Below are 21,757 nucleotides of genomic sequence, written 5' to 3'. Positions count from 1 at the left end.
AGAAACTACCGGCGGAAGGGGCCGCAGGATAGGCTGCGGTCCCGGGTTTCGCCGGTCCCTTACACGCGTAACCATCCGCTGCCCTTTACGCCGGTCGAAGGACGAAAGCGAGGCTCCTCCATCGCAGAGATGGCGGCAGCCTTCTGTATGATCCGCTCCGTGCGATGAAAGGCGAGGATATCGCCAGAGCAAGAGTAGGCTCTCTCAGTATCTCGCGGGACTCCGAAGCGAAACCGCCGCTTTTGCTCAGCAGAGGGCTGCCGTGAGGCTGTGAGACGCCGGACCATTCCGGTATCGCGCAGTCACGCGGGGCGCGATGCCTGGCCCCCGCTCTAACCGCTTCAGGCGATCACCCCGCTTAGCGTGAAAAACCACACACCCGCCTCAATGGATGCGCCCTCTGCGATGATGTTCAGCAGAGGGCAATCGTGACTCGCGTTATCGCTGGCGTCCCGCAGATTACTCCGGTGGCCGAGCCGATTTGGATGCTACGATCACCGCAGAGTTTCGCGCTTCTTGACAGCTCTGATGAGAGGAAAGCCATGCTGCGTCTATTTCTCGTCGCGGGGACGCTTGCTGCCCTTACCGTCGCGCCGGTCGCTAAGGCCTGCACCCGCGTGGTGTATCACGGACCGGAAGGTCGGGTGTTGACGGCAAGGTCGATGGACTGGAGCCTGCCGATGCTGTCAAACCTGTGGGTCTTTCCGCGCGGCATGAACCGAACGGGGGAGGCCGGGTCGCGATCGCTGGAATGGATATCAAAATACGGCAGCCTTATCGTCTCGGGCTATGATATCTCGACCGTCGACGGCATGAACGAGGCCGGGCTGGTCGCGAATATGCTCTGGCTAGAGAGTTCGGGGTATCCTGAGGACGATGGCACCACGCCGCAGATGTCGCTGTCGGTCTGGGCACAGTATTTCATGGACAACTATGCCAGCGTTGCCGAAGCCGTGACAGATCTGGAGGCTAGGCCCTTTCACGTCCTCACGCGGGATGTGCCCGTTCAGCCGGGACGGCTGACAACGGTGCACCTTTCTCTGTCTGATGCGAGCGGTGATAGCGCCATACTCGAATGGCTAGATGGCGAACTGAGCATCCATCATGGCCCAGAATACCGGGTGATGACCAATGATCCGCCCTATCCCGAGCAACTGGCACTGGCCACCTACTGGCGGGGCGTCAATCCGCGGGAGATGCTGCCGGGAAGCACCCGCGCTTCGGATCGTTTCGTGCGGGCCGGAACCTATGTCGATATGGTCGTACAATCAGATGACCCGCGCGAGGCAGCTGCGGCGGCCTTTAGCGTGATCCGCAATACCTCCGTGCCGTTCGGCATCAGCACCCCCGACGCACCAAATCTCTCGACCACGCGGTGGCGGGTTGTGGCAGATCACAAGGATCGGCTGTTCTATGTCGAATCCGCGCTTTCGCCCAATGTCTTCTGGGTCGATCTGAAACAGCTGGATTTCGCCGAGGACAGCGGTTTGCGCTGGCTGAATCTGGGCGTCGATATGGTCGCTCTTCAGTCTGGGGAAGTATCCGGCAAGTTCACACCCGCGGAACCCTTCCGCTTCGAGCCGGCAGAGTGAGACGTGTCTCGGGAGAGGACGGCCGTGCCCTCCAGACGCATTGCATCTTGCGCGGGATGAGTTGGAGATAGGCTTTTGCCGTCTCATGGCGAGCGTCAACCCGAAACGGGCGGGTTCAGGGCGCAGCACCATCGGTGGCGCCGCGCAACCCGCTCAAGCACGGTGACGTCGAGACTCCCGCCTCGACAAGCAGCATGGGGTTAAGGAAGCGGTTTCCAAGCATCACCCACCGCCCGTTGGGAAGGGAAGTGTGCGCGATGCAGACAGGGCGCCCGATTGCTGCCCGCATCCCGATCTTGAGGACTGGACCGCAGTCATTTCACGAAAGAAAGCGTTTCTGCGACGCCCTTGTGTAGCCAGAGGTCCGGCCGGAAGCGATCAGCCTGCCGTTGCCAGGATGGCGCGGGCACGAAGGCGTACCGGCTCATCCACCATCGCGCCATCGACGGAAACCGCACCATCGCCTGACGCGATCACCCGGCGCGCCCAGTCGATTTCCGACTGAGAGGGGGCGAAAGCCTCGCGGATCACACCGACTTGCTTGGGGTGGATACAAAGCTTGCCCGTCATCCCGAGCGCGCGGGCATGGGCGGCATCTTCGCCGCTGACGGACAGATCGTCGAGTTGCACCGTCACACCATCGAGCGGTGCAGCGATCCCTGCAAGGCGCGAGGCGAGGATCAGTTCGAACCGCGCGGGAAGCAGAACCTCCCGGTGATGGGCGCATCCCAGATCGGCGCAGAAATCGACCGAACCGAAGGCAAGTCGCACGACCCCCTGCGCCGCCGCGATGGATCGTGCCGCAGCAAGACCACGCGCCGTCTCCACCAGAGCAATAAGCGGGAGACCGAGCCGAGCCGCGACGGCTGCCACCGCACCAGCCTCCTCTGCCTTCGGCAGCATCACCGCGGCTGGCTGAAGCGCCGCAACCGCTGCCATATCCGCCGCATGCCACGGCGTTCCTATGGCATTGATCCGCACGATGACCGGCAGGTCCGTGAAATCAGCGGTCAGCGCCGCGCGGGCCGTATCCTTGGTGCCGGGGCCGACGGCGTCCTCCAGATCGAGGATGATTGCATCGGCCCGGGAGGCTGCCGCTTTGGCAAATCGTTCGGGGCGATCGGCGGGGACGAAAAGCGGGGCCGTTACGCGGCTCACCATGTTGCGCGTGCCTCCATGGCCACCGGCCCATCGACGCGGGCAGTCCAGAGCCGCAGACCCTCGCCATCGGCCTCTGCGTTGAGCGTGTAACCGGCAGTATCATACAAGGGTGACAGGGACCGGAAGTCGAAACGGGCGGGACCGCTGCCCCGCAATTTCGCGGCGAAATGCAGAAGTTGCGTCGCCTGAAGCGGCCCATGCACCACCAGACCGGGATACCCCTCCTCGCCGGTCACATAAGGCGCATCGTAATGGATACGGTGGCCGTTGAAGGTCAGCGCCGAATACCGGAACAACAGCGGCGGTGTGGGAGTAACCGGCAGTCTATGGGTTCCCTCTGCGGCTGGTTCCGCCGCTTTCGGGGTGACGCCCGGCGCGTCCGCATTGCGATAGACGATGTCCTGCCGCTCTTCGATCACAAGCCTGTCGTCGCTCTCGATCCGGTGATCCACGGTCACGAAGCAGAGCGGCCCGGTGCGACCCTCCTTCAATGTCACGTCCCGGATGGTGGAGATGCGCGTAACCTGCTCCCCCACCCGGATGTCGTCGTGAAACGCAAACGCGCCGCCGGCCCACATCCGGCGCGGCAGCGGCACCGGAGGCAGAAAACCGCCGCGCGCGGGATGACCATCAGCCCCCAGGCTGGCGGTCGGAGCAACTGGCGGCGCGAGGCAGAGATGGATGAGAAGCGGCGCGGCATCCCCGTCGCTCACTTCACCCCCAAGATCCAGCGTCGCATTGAAGCGTTCCACCAGCGCCTCGGTGACGCGCTCCGACTTCCGCTCACTGCGCCCGATCCACTCCCGCAGGTAACCGATATCCACCGTCATGCCTTGACCACCATCCGGTTCAAGGCGGGCACCGGTCCGTAGCTTTGCTGCTCCCCGGAGATGACGGCAGCCGGCGCAGGGTAGCTGACGGGACCATTCGGCGTTTCCACCGTGATGCGCCGCAGATGCGGATGCTGAGACAGCCGTTGCATGTCGCTGACCGAGGCGAAGGCGACATCCGCCTTGAGAAGCGCGGTGCTGGCTTCCTCCACCGTGCGACGGGCGAAGCCATCGGCGACCAGGCTGTCGATCTCGGCGCGGTTGGTCACCCGGGCGACGTTGGTGGCAAAGCGCGGGTCACTGCCCAGTTCGGGCCGGCCCAGAAATACATCGGCCAGCTTGCGCCATTCCCGATCACTTTGCACCGAGATCAGGATCGGCTTGCCGTCCCGGCAGGTGAACACGCTGTAGGGCGCGATGGACGGATGGGCCATGCCAAGCCGACGTGGCGACTTGCCGCCCTCATGGTTGAGCAGCGGAACCGTCAGCCAGTCGGCCATCACATCGAACATCGAGACGGAAATCTGCGCCCCCCTGCCGGTCATCCCCCGCGCGATCAGCGCTTCGAGAATGGCGGCGTGAGCGGTGGCGCCCGTCGCGATATCGACGATGGAGATGCCGACCCGTGCCGCATCTTCAGGTCCGCCGGTGATCGAGCACAGACCTGACTCTGCCTGTATCAGCAGATCATAGGCCTTCCGGTCCGCCATCGGCCCGACCTCACCATAACCGGTGATCGAGCAAGTGATGAGCCGCGGCCACTTCTGTGCCAGACGTTCAAAGGAAAAGCCCAGCTTGCCGAGCGCGCCCCGCTTGAGGTTCTGAACGAGCACGTCGGCCCCATCCAGCAGCCGCTCCAGCTCCTCCCGCCCCTCATCGCTCGCCAGATCGAGCGTGACAGAGGTCTTTCCCCGGTTCAGCCAGACGAAATAGCTCGACTGCCCGTTCGCGACGTCATCATAACCCCGCGCGAAATCACCTTCCGGCCGTTCGATCTTGATGACATTCGCGCCCGCATCGGCAAGCCGGGACGTGGTGAACGGCGCGGCGACGGCTTGCTCGATAGCGACGACCGTCAAACCCTTCAGCGGCTGATATGCCATCAGAAGCTCCGCGGCAGGCCGAGAACGTGTTCGGCGACATAGGACAGGATCAGGTTGGTGGAGATCGGTGCCACCTGATAGAGACGGGTTTCGCGGAACTTGCGCTCAATGTCGTATTCGCAAGCGAAGCCGAAGCCACCATGGAACTGGAGACAGGCATTTGCCGCCTCCCAGCTTGCCTTCGCGGCAAGGTATTTCGCCATATTGGCCTGCGCACCGCAATCCTCATGCGCATCATAGCGGCGGCAGGCGTCAAACCGCATGAGGTTGGCGGCCTCTATCTCTATATAGGCCTCTGCGATCGGGAACTGCACACCCTGGTTCTGGCCGATGGGCCGGCCGAAGACATTCCGCTCGCTGACATATTTCACCACCCGGTCGGTGAACCAGTAGCCGTCTCCGATGCATTCCGCCGCGATCAGCGTCCGCTCCGCGTTGAGACCGGTCAGGATATACTTGAAGCCCTTGCCTTCCTCGCCGATCAGGTTTTCCACAGGGATTTCGAGGTTGTCGAAGAACAGCTCGTTGGTCTCGTGGTTGACCATGTTCAGGATCGGGCGCACTTCCATGCCCGATTTCATCGCCTCCTTGATATCGACGATGAAGATCGACATGCCTTCGGACTTCTTCTTCACCTCGGACAGCGGCGTGGTCCGGGCGAGGAGGATCATCAGGTCGGAATGCTGCACACGGCTGATCCAGACCTTCTGACCGTTGATGACGTAACGGTCGCCCCTGCGAACGGCAGTGGTCTTGATCTTGGTGGTGTCGGTGCCGGTGGTAGGCTCCGTCACACCCATGGATTGCAGGCGCAATTCACCGCTGGCGATCTTTGGCAGATATCTGCGCCGCTGCTCCTCCGAACCGTGCCGGACGAGCGTGTTCATGTTATACATCTGCCCGTGGCAGGCCCCCGAATTGCCGCCCGACCGGTTGATCTCTTCCATGATGATTGACGCTTCCGTCAACCCGAGCCCGGAGCCGCCGTATTCCTCAGGGATCAGCGCGGCCATCCAGCCCGCGCGCGTCAGCGCTTCGACAAACTCTTCGGGATAGGCGCGCGCCTCGTCAATCTTGCGGTGATACTCATCCGGGAACTCCGCACAAAGCGCCCGGACTGCATCCCGGATATCCTGATAATCGTCTGCACCGTGATCGAACATACGCGACTCTCCCCAAGTCTCTCGCCAGTCCGCGCAGTTTGCAGGAGGTATGGCGATACATCAAATATATGATGATGCTAGCACCTATAACGGATGAGCATGACAGGACGAGGACCCTTGGCGCTATATGAATTCATTATATTACAAGCATCTCATTGCTATTTGTATTATCGCTCGGCCTGTGCCAATGCATCGCAATCGCCCGACGGCAGAGATGATGTAACGGGGAAACCAGGTTAAGGGTAACGATCGCCCTCCGGCGTGGCCCGATGATCGTAAGTCCGGCGAGCCTGACGGGGAGGACAAAACGCTTATGATCGACCTGCGCCAGATGCGCTATTTCGTAGCTATCGTCGAGCATGGCTCTTTCTCGCGCGCGGCGGAGTATCTGCATGTCGCGCAACCCGCGCTATCCCTTCACGTCCGCAATATGGAAACCGATCTGGGCACTGCCCTGCTGTTTCGCAGCCCGCGTGGCGTGGTACCCACCGAAGCAGGGGTTATCCTGCTCCGCCATGCGCGGATCATGCTGGACCAGGTCGCCGTCGCCGAAGAGGAAATCCGAGGTCACCAGCGCGAGCCGAGCGGCGATGTCAGGCTTGGGCTTCCTGCGACGATAGGACAGATACTGGCCGTACCGCTGCTCACCCAGGTTCATACCCGTTATCCGAAGATACGTCTGCGCATTGCCGAAGCCATGAGCGGCTATATCCAGGATTGGCTTCGAGAGGGTCGTATTGATCTGGCTGTTCTCTACGGCGAGGCGTCCGAGCATGCGATCAGGACGGAAGCCCTGCTGGACGAGCCGTTGACGTTCTTCGGTACGCCGGACATGCTGAAACAGGCGGGGCTGACGGCAGCGGATTTACCGCTTGCCGCCGCCGCTGACATGCCTCTCATTCTTCCGGGTGAAGGGCATGGTCTACGCGATCTCATCAAGCGGCATGCGACGGCAACGGGCTGCGCTCTTACCGCCGTCATCGACGTGGACAGCTATCAGAACATCAAGGATTTGGTGCTCGAAGGACTGGGCTTTTCGATCTTGCCGCAGAATGCCATTGCGGCCGAAGTGGCGGAGGGCAAGCTCGCCTCCCGCCGTCTCACGCAGCCCTCCATCCGGCGGACGGTGCATCTGGCATATTCCACGGACAAGCCCATGACGAATGCGGTTGCCGTGGTCCGCACGCTTGCACGGGCAATGCTGTGTGATCTGGCGCGAACCGGCCGTTGGAGCGGCGCAGACATCGTGATGCCCGGCGCCGACGAAAAGGATGACTGAATCAATCGCGCCACGGAAAACTCCGTGGCGCGACATGGAAGGGATAGTGATCAGACGGAAGCGCGTCTGGCGGCACGCGTCTTCAAGCCCGTGTTCCTTTCAATTTGCCCGTCGCCGTCGAGGTAGCCGTGGCGCCGCAGATCGGGCATCAGGACCGCGGCGATGAAGGCTATGCACAGCAGCGCGGCCACGTAGTAGTAGTACACATCGCCAATCCCATGCGATCTGAGGAAAAGGGCTGCATATTCCGCCGTCCCACCGAAGCAGGCATTGGCCAGCGCATAAGGGAAACCCACACCGAGTGCCCGGACCGAGGCCGGGAACATGTCCGCCTTCACGAGACCCGATACCGGCGTGTAGAACGTGGCGATCAGCAGCCCGGAGACGATGAGCGCAAAGGCGGCGAACGGGTTCTGAACGTTTGCGATTCCATACAGGATCGGCACCACGAGCGCAGTCCCGATGCCCGTGAAGAGCAGCATGTTGCGCTTGACGCCGATACGGTCCGCGAGCATTCCGAAAACCGGTTGCGCCAGCATGAACACCAGCAGAGACGCCGTCATAATGAGTGTCACCGTCGTCTTGTCAAACCCGACGGTGACGACGAGGAACTTCTGCATATAGGTGGTGAAGGTATAGAAGTAGAGTGAACCGCCCGCGGTAAAGGCCATCACCAGAAGCACGGCGCGCCAGTGCGGGACGAGGCCGCGAAGCGAACCCGCCTCCTTGGCGTGCATTGCCTTGTCCTTGGCGGTTTCGGTCATGGCACGGCGCAGGTAGACCACGACGATGGCCGCGGCGGCGCCGATGAAGAACGGAATACGCCAGCCCCAGGCTTGCATCTCCGCCTCCGTGAGGATGGATTGCAGCAAGAAAACGGTGAAGAGCGCGGACAATTGGCCAAGGATGATGGTGAAATACTGAAAAGACCCAAAAAAGCCGCGTTTGCCCTTGGTCGCGACTTCACTGATGTAGGTGGCCCCGGTGCCGTATTCCGCGCCGACAGACAGCCCCTGAAGCATCCGGGCGGCCAGGAGCATGATCGGCGCCGCAACCCCTATCGCGGCATAGGTCGGCAGCAGGCCGATGAGCAGCGATCCGCCGCACATCATGAACACCGAAATGATCATAGAGACCTTGCGTCCCTTGGTATCGGCGATCCAGCCAAAGACCCAGCCGCCGACCGGACGCATGAAGAAACCGACGGCAAAGACCCCGGCGGTCGCGAGAAGCTGGCTTGTCTGATTGCTATCCGGAAAGAACGACGGTGCGAAGTAGATGGCCAGATAGGCGTAAATGAAGAAATCATACCATTCGACCATGTTGCCCGCGCAGGCGCCGATCAAGCCGCGCATGCTGGCCTTTCGCTTGGCTTCGGCGTCCGCCCCGGCCACACTCGCAATATCAACCATGTTTCCCCCCTGGAAATGGCCACGTTGAGGACGCAAGACTTCGGGCACCGGAGGGCACCTTCAGATCGCTTGTTCTCCGGTAAGACACGCCTTCGCCTCCACGAAGGTCGCGCCGCTCCCCCTGCTCATCCCGTGGCAGTTCTATCCGGGCAGACTACGAAATCGCGCCATAAGCCGGAACGGGCATTACTGATATGACCTTCATAACGAAACCATATGGGAAGGGAGGGCGCTCGCCGCGCTGTTCCCGCTGGCATCGCTTCGCGACGACATGTCATCCTCCGTCAAGCCAGTGAGGTGCAGCGCGTGGAAATCAATCAACTTATCACCCTCGTCCACGTCGCCGAACTGGGCAGCATCAGCAAGGCCGCCGACCGGTTGAATATCGTGCAGCCTGCGCTCAGCAGACAGATACGGCTGCTGGAAGAGGAACTCGGTGTTCCCCTCTTTGAGCGCCACGGGCGCGGGGTAGCGATCACTCCTGCAGGTCAGCAGGCGGTCGACCATGCCGTCCGGGTGCTTGCGGAGATCGATTCTCTGCGCCGGGCGGTGGAGGAAGGGCGATCCTCCTTCCGCGGAATGGTACGGATCGGTGCGACGCCGACCGTTGCGGAGCTGATGACGGTCCCGTTGATGGTCCAGATCAAGAAGGATCACCCGGACCTTGCAGTCCGGTTCTCCTCCGCCTTCACGGGCTATCTGGTGGACTGGATGACCCGGGGAGAACTGGACGTGATGATCTCCTACGACCCGGTCTCCACCCGCTCGCTCCGGGTAAGGCCAGTGCTGATGGAGAGCCTGTTCCTCATCGGCCCGCCGGGTGTGCTGAATGTAGAACAGCCCGTACGGTTCCGGGATCTTGCTGATCAGCCGCTCGTGCTTCCCAGCCCCCGCCACGGGCTGCGCGCCATCTTCGATCAATGTGCGCGGGTGGCAGGGATCACGTTCACGCAGGTAATCGAGGCGGATTCATTTGCCTCCATGATCGACCTGACACGAGCAGGCTTCGGCGCGACGATCCTGCCGGTGGCTCCCATTCACAAGCCATTGGCGGCGGGCGAATTGTCTTGTGCGCCGCTTGTCGATCCCGCACCGGAACGCAAGCTGGCGCTCTGTTACTCTGCCGATCGGCCGGTCAGCCCGGCCGCGCGTTACGTGGGCGAATTGTTTATCCGTCTGACGGAGGAAGGGGTGCGCAGCGGTATATGGAAGGGAACGCTACTGTAGGAGCGCCATCTAATACGGTGATATCTCAAAGAGAATAATAGCATTATTTTTTATACTTTCCCTGCCATAGGTTCTGCCGAGAATTTCAGGGAGTGAGACAATGGATATCTCTGTGCCGGAGGCTCCGGCTGAGTTGAACTGGCAGGAGGATGTGTATCGCGTCCTCAAGAGCCACGACGTGAAGCATGTCGCTTATGTGCCGGATGCCGGGCATTCCGCGGCGATCCGTCATGCCGAGGCCGACAATGAGATGACGTCCGTCGTCCTGACGACGGAGGAAGAAGGCATCGGTTACCTTGCGGGCGCATGGCTCGGCGGCGATCGGGGGGCGTTGCTCATGCAAAGCTCCGGCGTCGGCAACTGCATCAACACCTTGGCGTTGCAGCAGGTCGCGCGGTTTCCGCTGCTCATGGTCATCACGATGCGCGGGGACTGGGCGGAGTTCAACGGCTGGCAAAATCCGATGGGCCAGGCGACGGAGGAGACGCTGCGCGCCATGGGCGTGATGGTATGGCGGGCCGACCGGCCAGAAGACGTGGAGCCGCTGCTGCATGGCGCGGCGACCATGGCCTTCAACGGAGATACCGCAACCGCCGTCCTTCTGGGTCAGCGCCTGATCGGAGAGAAAAAATGGGTCAAGTGAAAGCAGGCGGCGACCTCGACCGTCGCGACGTCGTGCGTGCCCTCCTGGCGGATCGCAAGGATCTGCTGGTGGTCACGGGGCTGGGCTCTGCCTCTTATGACGTGATGGCGGCGGGCGATCATGACAACAACTACTATCTCTGGGCCGCGATGGGTTCGGCGGCGATGGTGGGTCTTGGCATTGCAGCGACCCAGCCTGACAAGCCCGTTCTCGTGCTGACCGGAGACGGTGAATCGCTGATGGGCTTCGGGGCCCTGGCGACCATTGCTCTGCGCCGGCCGCGGAACCTGACGCTCGCCATCCTGGACAACGGCCACTTCGGCGAGACCGGCATGCAGGAAAGCCATGCGGGGCGCGGTATCGAGTTCGATCAGGTGGCGGCGGCCTGCGGCTTTCCGCATACGGGGCGGATCACCGACATGGCAGGGGTCCAGTCGCTCCGGGATGACATCTACAAGCAGGACGGATTGCGTCTCTTCACGTTGAAGATCAAGCCGGAGAACCTGCCGCGTGTTCTGCCGCCACGGGATGGCGTGCATGTCAAGAACCGCTTCCGCATGGCGCTCGGCCATCAGCCGATCTGAGCGAAGCAAGGGGGGAATGACATGAGCGGCCTTGAACGCTTTACGAATACGGTGAACGGACAGGCGACCGAGAGCAGAACGGGCCGGTGGCTGGTGTCGGAGGACCCTTTCACCGGCAAGGCTTGGGCCGAGGTGCCGCATTGTGACGCCGATGACGCCCGGGCGGCGATTGAGGCCGCCCACGACGCCTTCAACGGACCCTGGTCCAGGATGACGGCGACAGCGCGGGGAAAGTTATTGCGGCGGTTCGCCGATCTGATCGAGGCGAATGCCGACCGTCTTGCGGAACTGGAGACCCGCGATAACGGAAAGCTCTATGCCGAGATGGCGGGGCAGGTCAGGTATCTGCCGGAGTATTACCACTACTTCGGCGGACTCGCGGACAAGATCGAAGGCGCGGTGCTACCATCCGACAAGCCGGATATCTTCAGCTACACGCGCCACGAACCCCTGGGCGTTGTCGTCTGCATCACGCCGTGGAACTCGCCGCTGCTGCTGCTGACGTGGAAGCTCGCCGCTGCGCTGGCGGCTGGGAATACCGTGGTCATCAAGCCCTCGGAGTTCACGTCGGCGTCCACGCTGGAATTCGTCAAGCTCGCCAAGCAGGCCGGTTTTCCCGATGGTGTGATCAACACCGTGACGGGTTACGGGCACGAGATAGGTGATGTGCTGGTCCAGCATCCGCTCGTCGACAAGGTCGCCTTCACCGGGGGGGATGCGACGGGGGCTTCGGTCTATGCCGGGGCCGCGAAGGGGCTGAAACACGTCTCCCTCGAGCTGGGGGGCAAATCGCCGAACATCGTTTTCGATGATGCCAATCTCGACGACGCGGTGAAGGGGGCGATCTCCGGCATCTTCGCAGCCTCCGGGCAGACCTGCATTGCAGGATCGCGCTTGTTGGTTCAGCGGTCGGTCTATGACGAGATCTCCCGGCGTGTGGTGGAGTTCGCGGCGACCGCGAAACTCGGCAACCCGATGGATAAGGCGACGCAGGTCGGGCCGATCACCACCCGCTCGCAACGTCAGAAGGTTCTCGATTACATACGCATCGCGAAGGAAGAGGGTGCTGCCTGCCTTCTCGGTGGCGATGTCCCGGCCGACCAGACGATATCAGCAGGCTGGTTTGTGGAGCCTACGATCTTCGGCGATGTGACCAACGACATGCGTATTGCGCGGGAAGAAGTCTTTGGCCCCGTTCTGTCCATCATTCCGTTTGAGGATGAGGAGGATGCGATCCGCATTGCGAACGACACCATCTATGGTCTTGCCGCAGGCGTATGGACCCGCGATATGCGGCGCGCGATACGGATGGCCGATGCCATCAAGGCGGGCACCGTATGGGTAAATACCTATCGCGCGGTCAGCTTCATGGCGCCCTTCGGCGGCTTCAAGAAGAGCGGTATCGGTCGGGAGAATGGTCAGGAAGCCATCTATGAGTTCATGCAGACGAAGTGCGTGTGGCTGAACTTGGCTGAGGGCGTCGCGAACCCGTTCGTCCTCCGCTAGCGACGTACGAGTATGGGAGTATGAAGGGCTGAGCTAAGGGAAGCCCGAACCTTGAGCGAGCCGGTCGAAGGCCTGACCCTTCGACCGGCAACAGGTTTAGTGATGATGCTCCGGCATCGCCTTCAAGTCGTCCTTCGTCCAGCGCGTGACGGCATGGACTTCGCCGCTTTCATCGCGCATGGCGTCGAGATCCGCGACATTGAGAGCAACCGGCTTGGCGCCGATCCCCAGAAATCCGCCGACATCAATAATCACCTGTGCATTCGGCCCAGCTCCATGCAGATGGTCTATGTATCCGACCTTCTCATCCCCTGGCCCATAGACCGTAGCACCCGACAGCACAGCATCGGTGATTTCGTCCGGCGCGAGCCGCGTATGTGCAGAGTGGTCCATAATCGTCCTCCTTCGTGGCTATGCGACCGAAACGTCCTGACCGCCCCTGGTGTTCCTCCCGGTCCCACCAATCCTTGTCCTCCGGTTCTGAACTGGTGTTCTACAGGACCAGGGCAAAAGCGCTGGCCGACCCCGACGAGGCATCCTTGCCCCGAAATTCCTGCGGCGGTAAGCCAGGGTGTGCGGATGCTCATAACGCCCGATAATTCATGAAAATTTTACGTTCCCGGGACAGGATCAACAAAACCGCCCCCGGAAAGTCATGGCCATCCTCACGCCCCTTGTCAGCCCATGCGGCGCCCGGCTTCAGCCAGTTGATTAGGTCGCCGGAGGTCGAGCAAATACGTGGTTCTGCATCGGCCTGCTCAGACTTCTCTTCCTGCCGTTCCAGCCGGGGCGGATCGGCTCTGTATCCGAGATCACCATATCGACATCCGGCGGCTGCGCCCGCTCAGAGGTTCAGCGCATGGGTTGACCTTGACGGAGGCTGTGCAACAAGCACCTGTCGCGTAACTGCTGCCACTTCCCCGGAGGGATGACATGAAATTCCGCTTTCCCATCGTCATCATTGACGAGGATTTCCGGTCCGAGAATTCCTCGGGGCTCGGGATCCGCGCGATGGCGGAGGCCATCGAGAACGAAGGCTTCGATGTGCTCGGCGTCACAAGCTACGGCGATCTGTCTCAGTTCGCCCAGCAGCAATCCCGCGCCAGCGCCTTCGTGCTCTCCATCGACGATGAGGAGTTCAGCCCCGGTCCGGACGACGACCCGGTGATCGAGGATCTCCGCAGCTTCATCCGCGAGGTGCGGCGCAAGAATGAAGACGTGCCGATCTATGTCTATGGGGAGACCAAGACCAGTCGTCACCTGCCTAACGACATCCTGCGCGAGCTGCACGGCTTCATCCACATGTTTGAGGATACCCCGGAATTCGTGGCCCGCCACATCATCCGGGAGGCCAAGAGCTATCTGGAAAGCATCCAGCCGCCGTTCTTCAAGGCGCTGCTCGACTATGCAGAGGATGGCTCCTACTCCTGGCACTGCCCGGGGCATTCCGGGGGCGTCGCCTTCCTGAAAAGCCCCATCGGCCAGATGTATCACCAGTTCTACGGCGAGAACATGCTGCGGGCCGATGTCTGCAATGCGGTGGAGGAACTGGGCCAGCTTCTCGACCACAATGGCGCGATCGGGGCTTCCGAGCGCAATGCGGCTCGCATCTTCAACGCCGATCATTGCTTCTTCGTGACGAACGGCACATCGACCTCCAACAAGATGGTCTGGCACCACACGGTCGCTTCCGGCGACGTGGTTGTGGTTGACCGCAACTGCCACAAGTCGATCCTGCACAGCATCATCATGACTGGCGCCGTTCCGGTGTTCCTGCGCCCGACGCGTAACAACTTCGGCATCATCGGCCCCATCCCGCATAGCGAGTTCGAGATCGACTCCATCAAGGAGAAGATCCGCGCGAACCCGCTGCTGGAGGGCGTGGATCCGGAGACCGTCAAGCCGCGGATCATGACGCTTACACAATCCACCTATGATGGCGTGCTCTACAACACGGAAGTCATCAAGGGCATGCTGGACGGGTATGTGGACAACCTCCACTTCGATGAGGCGTGGCTTCCGCATGCCTCATTCCATCCGTTCTACGGACAGTTTCACGCAATGGGGCGAAAACGGCCACGTGCGCGGCATTCCGTGACCTATGCCACCCAGTCCATCCACAAGCTGCTGGCCGGGATCAGCCAGGCGAGCCATGTGCTCGTGCAGGATTCGCAGGATACCAAGCTCGACCGGCATCTGTTCAACGAAGCCTACCTGATGCACACGAGCACCAGCCCGCAGTACAGCATCATCGCGAGCTGCGACGTGGCCGCTGCCATGATGGAGCCGCCGGGTGGTGCGGCGCTGGTGGAGGAGAGCATCGCCGAGGCGCTGGATTTCCGCCGCGCCATGCGAAAGGTCGATGCCGAGTTCGGCGATGACGACTGGTGGTTTCAGGTCTGGGGCCCTGAGGAGCTCGAGGAAGAGGGGATCGGTCGCGCGAAGGACTGGGTGCTCCGCCGGACCGACGCGGACGGGGTGCACCCGTCTGACGGTGAGGACTCCTGGCACGGCTTCGGCGATATGGCGCCCGGCTTCAACATGCTCGATCCGATCAAGGCCACGATCGTGACACCCGGGCTGAACCTTGACGGGCGGTTCGAAGCCACAGGTATTCCGGCCTCCATCGTCACGAAATATCTGGCGGAACATGGCGTGGTGGTCGAAAAGACCGGTCTCTACAGTTTCTTCGTCCTGTTCACCATCGGCATTACCAAGGGTCGCTGGAACACGCTGCTGACAGCGCTCCAGCAGTTCAAGGACGACTACGCGAAGAACAAGCCGATGTGGCGCACCATGCCGGAGTTCTGCGCCAAGCATCCGCACTATGAACGCATGGGCTTGCGCGATCTCTGCCAGCATGTCCACGAGCTCTATGCGCGTTACGATGTGGCTGTTCTGTCCACCGCGATGTATCTGAGCGAGCTTGTCCCCGCGATGAAACCCAGCGACGCTTTTGCCCATATCGCCCGCCGCACGACCCAGCGCGTGCCAATCGATGAGCTGGAGGGCCGCATCACCACCAGCCTCGTCACCCCCTACCCTCCCGGCATCCCGCTTGTCATCCCGGGGGAGGTGTTCAACCGGCAGATCGTGGATTACCTGAAATTCAACCGCGAGTTCGCCAAGGAATGCCCGGGCTTTGAGACGGATATCCACGGGCTTGTGCAGGAAACGGACGAGAACGGCGAGGTTCAGTTCTACGCCGACTGCATTGCCGTCTGACGCATGACTTCGACCGGGCGCATGGGAACCATCGCGCCCGGTGCGGTTCCGCGGCTCTCGGCAGAGTGCCTTGAGAGAAGCGCTTGGCGAAAACCGTCTTCTCCGTTACAACCGCTGCATTCGCATGGACCCGGTGCAATCCGGGTGGCTATTCCGGCCGCCGATCCGCCGGACAACGCATTCAAGACGCGTACGCTCCCATCTTATGAACAGCACACGACACTACCTTCGTCAGTGGCGGGAGAACCCTGCCCGTGAAATTCTTGCCGGGGCGGTGGCGACCTTCGCCCTGATCCCGGAAGTCATCGCCTTTTCCTTCACCGCCGGGGTCGATCCGGCGGTAGGGCTTTATGCCTCCTTCGTCATCAGCATTGTGATCGCCGTCTTCGGCGGGCGCCCGGCGATGATCTCGGCCGCGGCCGGTTCCATCGCGCTCGTGGTGGCGCCGCTGGTGCAGGAGCACGGTGTTCAGTATCTTTTTGCCGCCGGGCTTCTGGCGGGCGTGTTTCAGATCGTGTTCGGTTTCGCGCGGCTGGCGACACTCATGCGCTATGTCTCCCGTTCGGTGCGGACGGGCTTCGTCAACGCGCTGGCGATCCTGATCTTCGCGGCGCAGCTCCCGCATATCATCACCGCCGGGCCCGCCGGCTATGCGGTGATGGCGGCGGGTCTCGCGATCATCTATCTGGCGCCCCGGTTGACCACGGCGATACCCGCGCCGCTGATCTGCGTCGTGGCGCTGACGGCGCTCTGCTCCATGTTCGGGATCGATGTTCCCCGCGTGGCCGACCTTGGCAGACTGCCGGAAGGACTGCCTGTCTTTGCCCTGCCCGCGGTTCCGCTGGGTCTCGACCTGCTCAACATCATCTTTCTGCCCGCCCTTGCCATTGCCATGGTGGGCCTGCTCGAAAGTCTGATGACCGCTGGCGTGGTGGACGATCAGACAGGCACGCCTTCGGACAAGAACATGGAGGCGCGCGGCCTTGGCTTGGCCAACGTCGCGGCAAGCCTGTTTGGTGGCATTGCCGGCTGCGGCATGATCGGGCAGACGGTTTCCAACGTGAAATATGGCGGGCGGGGGCGCCTGTCGACCATGGCTGCGGGGGGTATTCTACTCCTGCTGATGGTAGCGCTCGGGGATATCGTCGGACAGGTGCCTGTCGCAGCCCTTGTGGCGATCATGATCATGGTTTCCATCGACACGCTGGATTGGGGTTCGCTGCGCCGCCTCCGCGGTACCCCGGCGCTCTCCAATCTGGTCATGCTAGCGACTGTCGCGATGACACTGGTAAGTCACAACCTCTCGCTGGGTGTGCTTGTGGGCGTGCTGATGAGCGGCGTTTTCTTTGCTGCGAAGGTGGCGCGGATGCAAAGCGTGAGCCGCGACGGCGATGTCTATACGGTTGCGGGGCAGGTGTTTTTCGCGTCTGCGGATGCCTTTACCGAATCCTTTGATCCGATCGATCATGACGGCCCCGTGGTCATAGACCTGACCAATGCCACGCTGTGGGACATCAGCGCGCTTTCAGCCCTGGAAAAGGTGAAGGCCCGCTTCGCGCAACACGGGCTTCAGGTGACGATCCTGGGGCTCAACACCACCCTCCCGAAGCCCCGATGATCATTGCAGCAATGCGTTGAAATCCTCGATGGTCGTTCCGTTCCGCTCATTGGAGGCAGCGAGGATCGCGCGTTTCAAGACCTCCGTATCGACATCCGTTGGCAGGCGCGGTGAGGTGATGCCGGGACTATGTTCATAGTTCCATACGATCACGTCGATGAAGGCAGGCTGGCGGAAGCGCCAGCCATTCTGAATGATGGAGGTGATGATCGCCGGATAGGCGGTAGAGGGCGGTTGGGTCGAGAGCCAGGACAGCAGATCGCTCTCCGCCACGCTGCTATCCAGTCCCGCCGCCCGCAATCCCCGGAGCAGCACTTCCGGTTGCTCGAACACCTGCGGCGGCTGCTGGTCGCCATGCAGACATTCGATGGCCAGGTCGTGGACCGCTTTGTCGTTTCCAGCCACGGGATCGCTGTCGGGCGCGCGGTCCGGCGCGATCTGGTGTTCGAAGCGGAACCTGTGGTGCCCTGGCTCCCTGCAGGTGAGAACCGCATGATCAACTATGGTGCGGACCTCATCCTGCCGTAGCGCAGCCTGGGTCGTGGTCAGGAAGGTCGGCGTCACGGTGGCGCCATTATCGGCGGTGGAGCGCAGCGTGAGAAGCGTATCCATGGGGCTGGAAGGTCCGCCGCTGTGCAGTGTTGAGGCGAGCTCTATCACCACTGCCTCACCGGGCAGCATTTGACGCGGCGGGTTCGGGATATCGAACAGGCGGATGGCAAGGTCCGCAACCGCCACAGCCTTTACCGTCGCTGTGCTTGTATTGTTTGCCTGCGCGGCGTCGTTTCCGGCCCGATCGGCGACTTTACCCACGGCATCAATGGTGAATGGCGCACCGGCGAGGTAAACCAGATCAGCGGGAAGCATGGCCGGGGCCGTAATCGTCCGGGTCTCTCCGGGGCGAAGCATGTCTATGTCACACGACAGCTTCTCCGACGCCGGGGCAACGCAGCCGGGCGGGGGAGAAAGAAACAGTGCCGTTGCAGGCGGAACCTCAAGATCGAGGCTCGTCGCAAGGGAGGGGTTGGGCCCGCGATTGACGATGACGGCGGTATAGGTCACGGCCTCTCCGGCAGCGACGGGATCCGGTGTGGCGGTCAGTGTCAGTTGCAGATCGGTGCGTCGCATTTCCTGCTGCATGCGGTCCAGATCGTCCTGCGTGGGGCTGGTCTCCGGGTTCCGCACGATGGCGCCGCTTGCTCCAGCGGCAAACTGGTGAAAGTTCAGCGCGACCCTGTTCCAGTCGTTATCCCCCACAAGCACGCTGTTGAGCGCCGTATTGGCGCATCCGGGGGCGCCTACCCCAGGCGCGGTTGCAGTTGCGGGAATGCCGTTGTCGATGTTCACCCCCGCTCCGGTAGGAAGCGAGGGATCACCCGTCCAGTCCGGCAGCGTATTCGCGCCCACGGTGGCAAGCTGGTTCTGGCCGTTCATGAACACGATGGAGTTGTTGGCATCGGCGGGGTCGACGGCCAGCGCCTCATTCAACCCATTCTCCAAGAGCGTCGCAAGCGGCGCGCCGGCGCGCGTCGATCCGTTAAGCGCCGTCCGGGGCGGAGAGTAATCAAGCACTCTGCCGCCCGTAACCTGCGGTATGCCGGCCTGCAGGTTGTAATTCATCACGGAAAGGTAGTTCGGTTTGCAGTTCATGGAGTTGGAACCGCCGTGCTCAAGGTTCAGGTTATGCCCAAGCTCGTGCATAAGCGTCCCTGCACCCAGATTATGAGAGATGAAATCGTTGCCGCCAACCTCTCCCTCCCCGCCCGCACAGCGGAGCGGCGGTGCTGGGGGCGGAGGGTCGGGCGGGGCCGCGGCCTGTAATGCGTAGTGAAATATCCAGGCCCGATTGGCATTGAACTGCGAGGCCTTGATCGTGGCAAAGTTACCGTCCAGTCCGCAGGCACGCGTCGCCGGCGCGATAACCAATGCATTGCCTCCCCCCAGGTTGTCGCCGACCAGGCACTGAGGATCACTGGCGTCCACCAGCCCGTCGCCATCATCATCGACACCGTTGCCGCAGTCGCCGACACCCACCTCCCGGCTGGCATCGAGATAGAAGCAACTGTCGTCCTGACCGTCGGTCACCCCATCGCCGTCGTCATCAATACCGTTCGTGCAGGTCGCCACCCTCCCTGCCTCATCAGCGCCAGCATCGAAAAGGGCACCTGCATCGACATGAAGGTTTATCCCCGTGGTCCCGTCAGGATTGAGACGCGGCGCAACGGCAAAGGCCCGTTTCATCGCATTGATTCCGTCACGCGTCGGCTCCCGGCCGGTCTCGTAGTCAAGCTCAAGAAAAATGTCCTGATGCTGAGGGTTTGCGCCCATCGCCGGAAGATTTACGTCGATCGTTCCATCACCATCGGCGTCAAACCCGAAAGACTCCCATGAGTCCAAAAGACCGTCGCCGTCGGCATCTCCGGAGGCGGAGAGCGTGGAAATGTCGAAGCAGACGCGGACCGGGTAATAGTCATCATCATCCGTATCCACGCCATCGCCGGTGGCGCAGCTCGTCGTCGTGTCCCCGGACCAACGACCGGTGGCGAGATCGAGAACCAGATCGAGGTTGTTGTGATCATATCGGGGCGAAGAATCAGCGATATCATCCCCGCTCGTGCTGTCGTGATCCCAGATTTGAATGGCGATCGGCACCGTCGAGGCGACCGAATCATCTACCACCCCGGTGACGGTCCAGAATGGTTGAATTTTTTGCTGATCATCATCCGCTCTGGGCGTGTCGGTCTGAACCCCATTGATGAACACGCGTGCATAAAAGTCCGGCCAGCTTTGTCCGGCGGCCTCGATCCCGGCGGCGTCGCACTCGTCTTCCTGCGTACACTCGACCGAGGTGATGGTGACAGTGACAGGCACCGGGCGGGCGCTCACGGGGACAATCCCCAGCCCCAACAGTGCCAAGAAAACCTTCGCAAAATGCGAACCGGCAACGAAATGCGACATGGCATTCGACCTAATGCTAAGCGGAGTTGTTGATCAATAAGCTACAACAAAGCTCGATTATGCCACGTTCTTCGGAAAATTCGTCCGATTCGTTTAGATGGTTGTTCCTTATGTCTAAGCACGGGGCGGAACAACCGTGATCACAATGGAAGGTTATGTAATCACCCTATGCACAGACTTTTCACCAAATAAAAACGCCAGCCCTGTCAACTGGGCTGGCGTCTCTCAGAATACTCCGCTCAGAGAGCGAATGTGATCACGCTTGCTTGCGACGACGCAGAACTGCGAGACCACCCACACCGCCCAGCAGGAGGAGGGCAGTGGCAGGAAGCGGAACAACGCTCGCCCGCACCTCGATCTGGGTGATGGCGCCATCAACCGCATCGGCGGTATCGGTGGAGCTGATCATGAACTGAAGCGCTCCCAGGTTGCCGAAATCAAAGCCGGCGTCGCCCGTGAACAGGCTGAAGTAAAGGTTCGGATCGTAACCCGGAGCCAGCAGCTCGCTATAGCTGACAGTCTTGCCGGTCATATCCCAAGCAGTGACGCTGAACTCTGCGACATGGTCGAAGGTGATGTTCGCAGGAGCGGCGAAGTAGAAGTAGGGATTGAGGCCGATGTTCAGGTTTACACCGCCCAAGCCCGTGGTGTTTACGGCAACACCGTCGCCATCCACGCCATCATAGGTGAGCCAGCCCGTGCCCCGCGCTCCGGCCACGTTCGAGAACTTCAGGTTCCCGCCGGTGACGCGCATTTCGGAAGTGGCGGTTTTGTTGCCATCAGCCTTGCTGTTCGTAATGGCAAGATCACGGGCACCGCCCAGAATGCCCCCGACGGCAAGCTCGGACGCGTTGGGGTTGTCCGTGGTGGGGCCATCCTGGACCCACTGTTCGGACGAGAAATTGTCGAGAACCAGGGTCACCGCAGATGCGGGGACACCGGTAAGCAAGAACGCCGTAGATGCTGCGGCGCCGAGAAACTTGAATACCATTGGAAACCTCCCGGGGTATCACAATCGATCAAAAGTGCTTAATCATTTAAACCTATAAATGATTAAAGCGCGAGTCTTTTTCGACAAAAGTTTTGCAAAATCAGCACTCAGTCCGAAATAGAGCGTAATTCACCAATTTACGCTGCAATTCCTCGGCGCTGCGGCGCAGTAACTTCCCAAGAAAGAAGGCACACGAGGCTCGCTGCCGCTTGCAGGCGGGGACACGTTGAGGACGTCCCTGACCATGCCAAGCCACGGGCGTCCAAATTCAGTATTGTAATCAATAGCGAAACATTCCACCGAGCGCCACCCCACCTGATCCGGGCTTAAAAAGGCCAGATCTCCTCACCGTCACGCGGCCCGCCAGATATCCAGTTCGCAGAGGGAAATGCGGCGGCGCAGCGGTGCGTTTCGCGCATTGCTCAAAAAATCACGCTTATTTTCGCAACAAACACACAACTATTG

At 61.4% G+C, this 21,757-nt stretch carries 16 protein-coding genes and 1 other annotated feature; of the genes, 8 read left to right on the top strand and 8 right to left on the bottom strand.

What is annotated here, in order from left to right:
* The first annotated feature begins 542 nt into the window (after positions 1–542).
* Positions 543–1,592: a linear amide C-N hydrolase gene (locus CN97_RS09250; protein WP_035710249.1), complete on the top strand. Its 1,050-nt coding sequence runs from the start codon at positions 543–545 to the stop codon at positions 1,590–1,592.
* 378 nt (positions 1,593–1,970) lie between these two features.
* Here the strand turns inward: CN97_RS09250 and CN97_RS09245 are convergent, their stop codons facing one another.
* From CN97_RS09245 to CN97_RS09230, 4 genes are read right to left on the bottom strand one after another with little or no spacing between them, the layout of a single operon-like run.
* Positions 1,971–2,753, bottom strand: a complete 783-nt coding sequence (locus CN97_RS09245; RefSeq protein ID WP_035710246.1) for an HpcH/HpaI aldolase/citrate lyase family protein — start codon at positions 2,751–2,753, stop codon at positions 1,971–1,973.
* On the bottom strand, positions 2,747–3,583 hold the full coding sequence (locus CN97_RS09240; protein ID WP_035710245.1) for an FAS1-like dehydratase domain-containing protein: 837 nt from the start codon (positions 3,581–3,583) through the stop codon (positions 2,747–2,749). Before CN97_RS09240 ends, CN97_RS09245 begins: the two co-directional genes overlap by 7 nt.
* The gene (locus CN97_RS09235; RefSeq protein WP_035710243.1) at positions 3,580–4,686 is read right to left on the bottom strand and encodes a CaiB/BaiF CoA transferase family protein; all 1,107 of its coding nucleotides are present in this window, start codon (positions 4,684–4,686) and stop codon (positions 3,580–3,582) included. Before CN97_RS09235 ends, CN97_RS09240 begins: the two co-directional genes overlap by 4 nt.
* Positions 4,686–5,849 carry an acyl-CoA dehydrogenase family protein gene (locus CN97_RS09230; protein WP_035710241.1) on the bottom strand — a complete coding sequence of 388 codons (1,164 nt, stop codon included), beginning with the start codon at positions 5,847–5,849 and terminating at the stop codon, positions 4,686–4,688. The genes CN97_RS09235 and CN97_RS09230 overlap by 1 nt, the downstream gene beginning before the upstream one ends.
* 313 nt (positions 5,850–6,162) lie before the next feature.
* Between CN97_RS09230 and CN97_RS09225 the strand changes: the two genes are divergently transcribed.
* On the top strand, positions 6,163–7,128 hold the full coding sequence (locus CN97_RS09225; protein ID WP_051911105.1) for a LysR family transcriptional regulator: 966 nt from the start codon (positions 6,163–6,165) through the stop codon (positions 7,126–7,128).
* Positions 7,129–7,178: 50 nt separating this feature from the next.
* Here CN97_RS09225 and CN97_RS09220 read toward each other — a convergent pair whose 3' ends face one another.
* Positions 7,179–8,540, bottom strand: coding sequence for an MFS transporter (locus CN97_RS09220; protein ID WP_051911104.1), 1,362 nt, complete (start codon positions 8,538–8,540; stop codon positions 7,179–7,181).
* 306 nt (positions 8,541–8,846) lie between these two features.
* On the opposite strand from CN97_RS09220, the gene CN97_RS09215 reads away from it, so the two are divergent.
* The 4 genes from CN97_RS09215 (at position 8,847) to CN97_RS09200 (ending at position 12,500) form a co-directional block, all read left to right on the top strand.
* Positions 8,847–9,767: a LysR family transcriptional regulator gene (locus CN97_RS09215; protein ID WP_035710549.1), complete on the top strand. Its 921-nt coding sequence runs from the start codon at positions 8,847–8,849 to the stop codon at positions 9,765–9,767.
* A gap of 100 nt (positions 9,768–9,867) precedes the next feature.
* Positions 9,868–10,410, top strand: coding sequence for a thiamine pyrophosphate-binding protein (locus CN97_RS09210; RefSeq protein ID WP_035710240.1), 543 nt, complete (start codon positions 9,868–9,870; stop codon positions 10,408–10,410).
* The gene (locus tag CN97_RS09205; protein WP_035710237.1) at positions 10,398–10,994 is read left to right on the top strand and encodes a thiamine pyrophosphate-dependent enzyme; all 597 of its coding nucleotides are present in this window, start codon (positions 10,398–10,400) and stop codon (positions 10,992–10,994) included. Before CN97_RS09210 ends, CN97_RS09205 begins: the two co-directional genes overlap by 13 nt.
* A 21-nt stretch (positions 10,995–11,015) precedes the next feature.
* On the top strand, positions 11,016–12,500 hold the full coding sequence (locus tag CN97_RS09200; RefSeq protein ID WP_035710234.1) for an aldehyde dehydrogenase: 1,485 nt from the start codon (positions 11,016–11,018) through the stop codon (positions 12,498–12,500).
* Between the two features lie 96 nt (positions 12,501–12,596).
* On the opposite strand, the gene CN97_RS09195 is transcribed toward CN97_RS09200, so the two are convergent.
* Complete coding sequence (locus tag CN97_RS09195; RefSeq protein ID WP_035710232.1) at positions 12,597–12,893, bottom strand: hypothetical protein; 297 nt, start codon at positions 12,891–12,893, stop codon at positions 12,597–12,599.
* A 540-nt stretch (positions 12,894–13,433) separates the two neighbouring features.
* Here CN97_RS09195 and CN97_RS09190 point away from each other — a divergent pair.
* Both CN97_RS09190 and CN97_RS09185 read left to right on the top strand, forming a co-directional pair.
* A complete protein-coding gene (locus tag CN97_RS09190; RefSeq protein ID WP_035710229.1) occupies positions 13,434–15,725 on the top strand; it encodes an arginine/lysine/ornithine decarboxylase in 2,292 nt (763 codons plus the stop codon).
* 123 nt (positions 15,726–15,848) lie between these two features.
* Positions 15,849–15,903, top strand: a sequence feature (sul1 is cis-regulatory element that is thought to sense ions involved in sulfur or methionine metabolism; They are found in Alphaproteobacteria).
* Between the two features lie 27 nt (positions 15,904–15,930).
* Positions 15,931–17,343 (top strand): SulP family inorganic anion transporter, encoded by a 1,413-nt coding sequence (locus CN97_RS09185; RefSeq protein ID WP_035710226.1) that lies wholly within the window; start codon positions 15,931–15,933, stop codon positions 17,341–17,343.
* On the opposite strand, the gene CN97_RS09180 is transcribed toward CN97_RS09185, so the two are convergent.
* Complete coding sequence (locus CN97_RS09180; protein WP_131389645.1) at positions 17,344–20,229, bottom strand: DUF11 domain-containing protein; 2,886 nt, start codon at positions 20,227–20,229, stop codon at positions 17,344–17,346.
* 328 nt (positions 20,230–20,557) lie between these two features.
* Positions 20,558–21,292: a VPLPA-CTERM sorting domain-containing protein gene (locus CN97_RS09175; protein ID WP_035710217.1), complete on the bottom strand. Its 735-nt coding sequence runs from the start codon at positions 21,290–21,292 to the stop codon at positions 20,558–20,560.
* Positions 21,293–21,757 lie beyond the last annotated feature (465 nt).

Origin of the sequence: Haematobacter massiliensis, assembly GCF_000740795.1 — a bacterium.
Taxonomy (GTDB): Bacteria; Pseudomonadota; Alphaproteobacteria; order Rhodobacterales; family Rhodobacteraceae; genus Haematobacter; species Haematobacter massiliensis.
The sequence above is the reverse complement of the archived record's forward strand: the minus strand, read 5'-3'. Positions and strand labels throughout refer to the sequence as shown.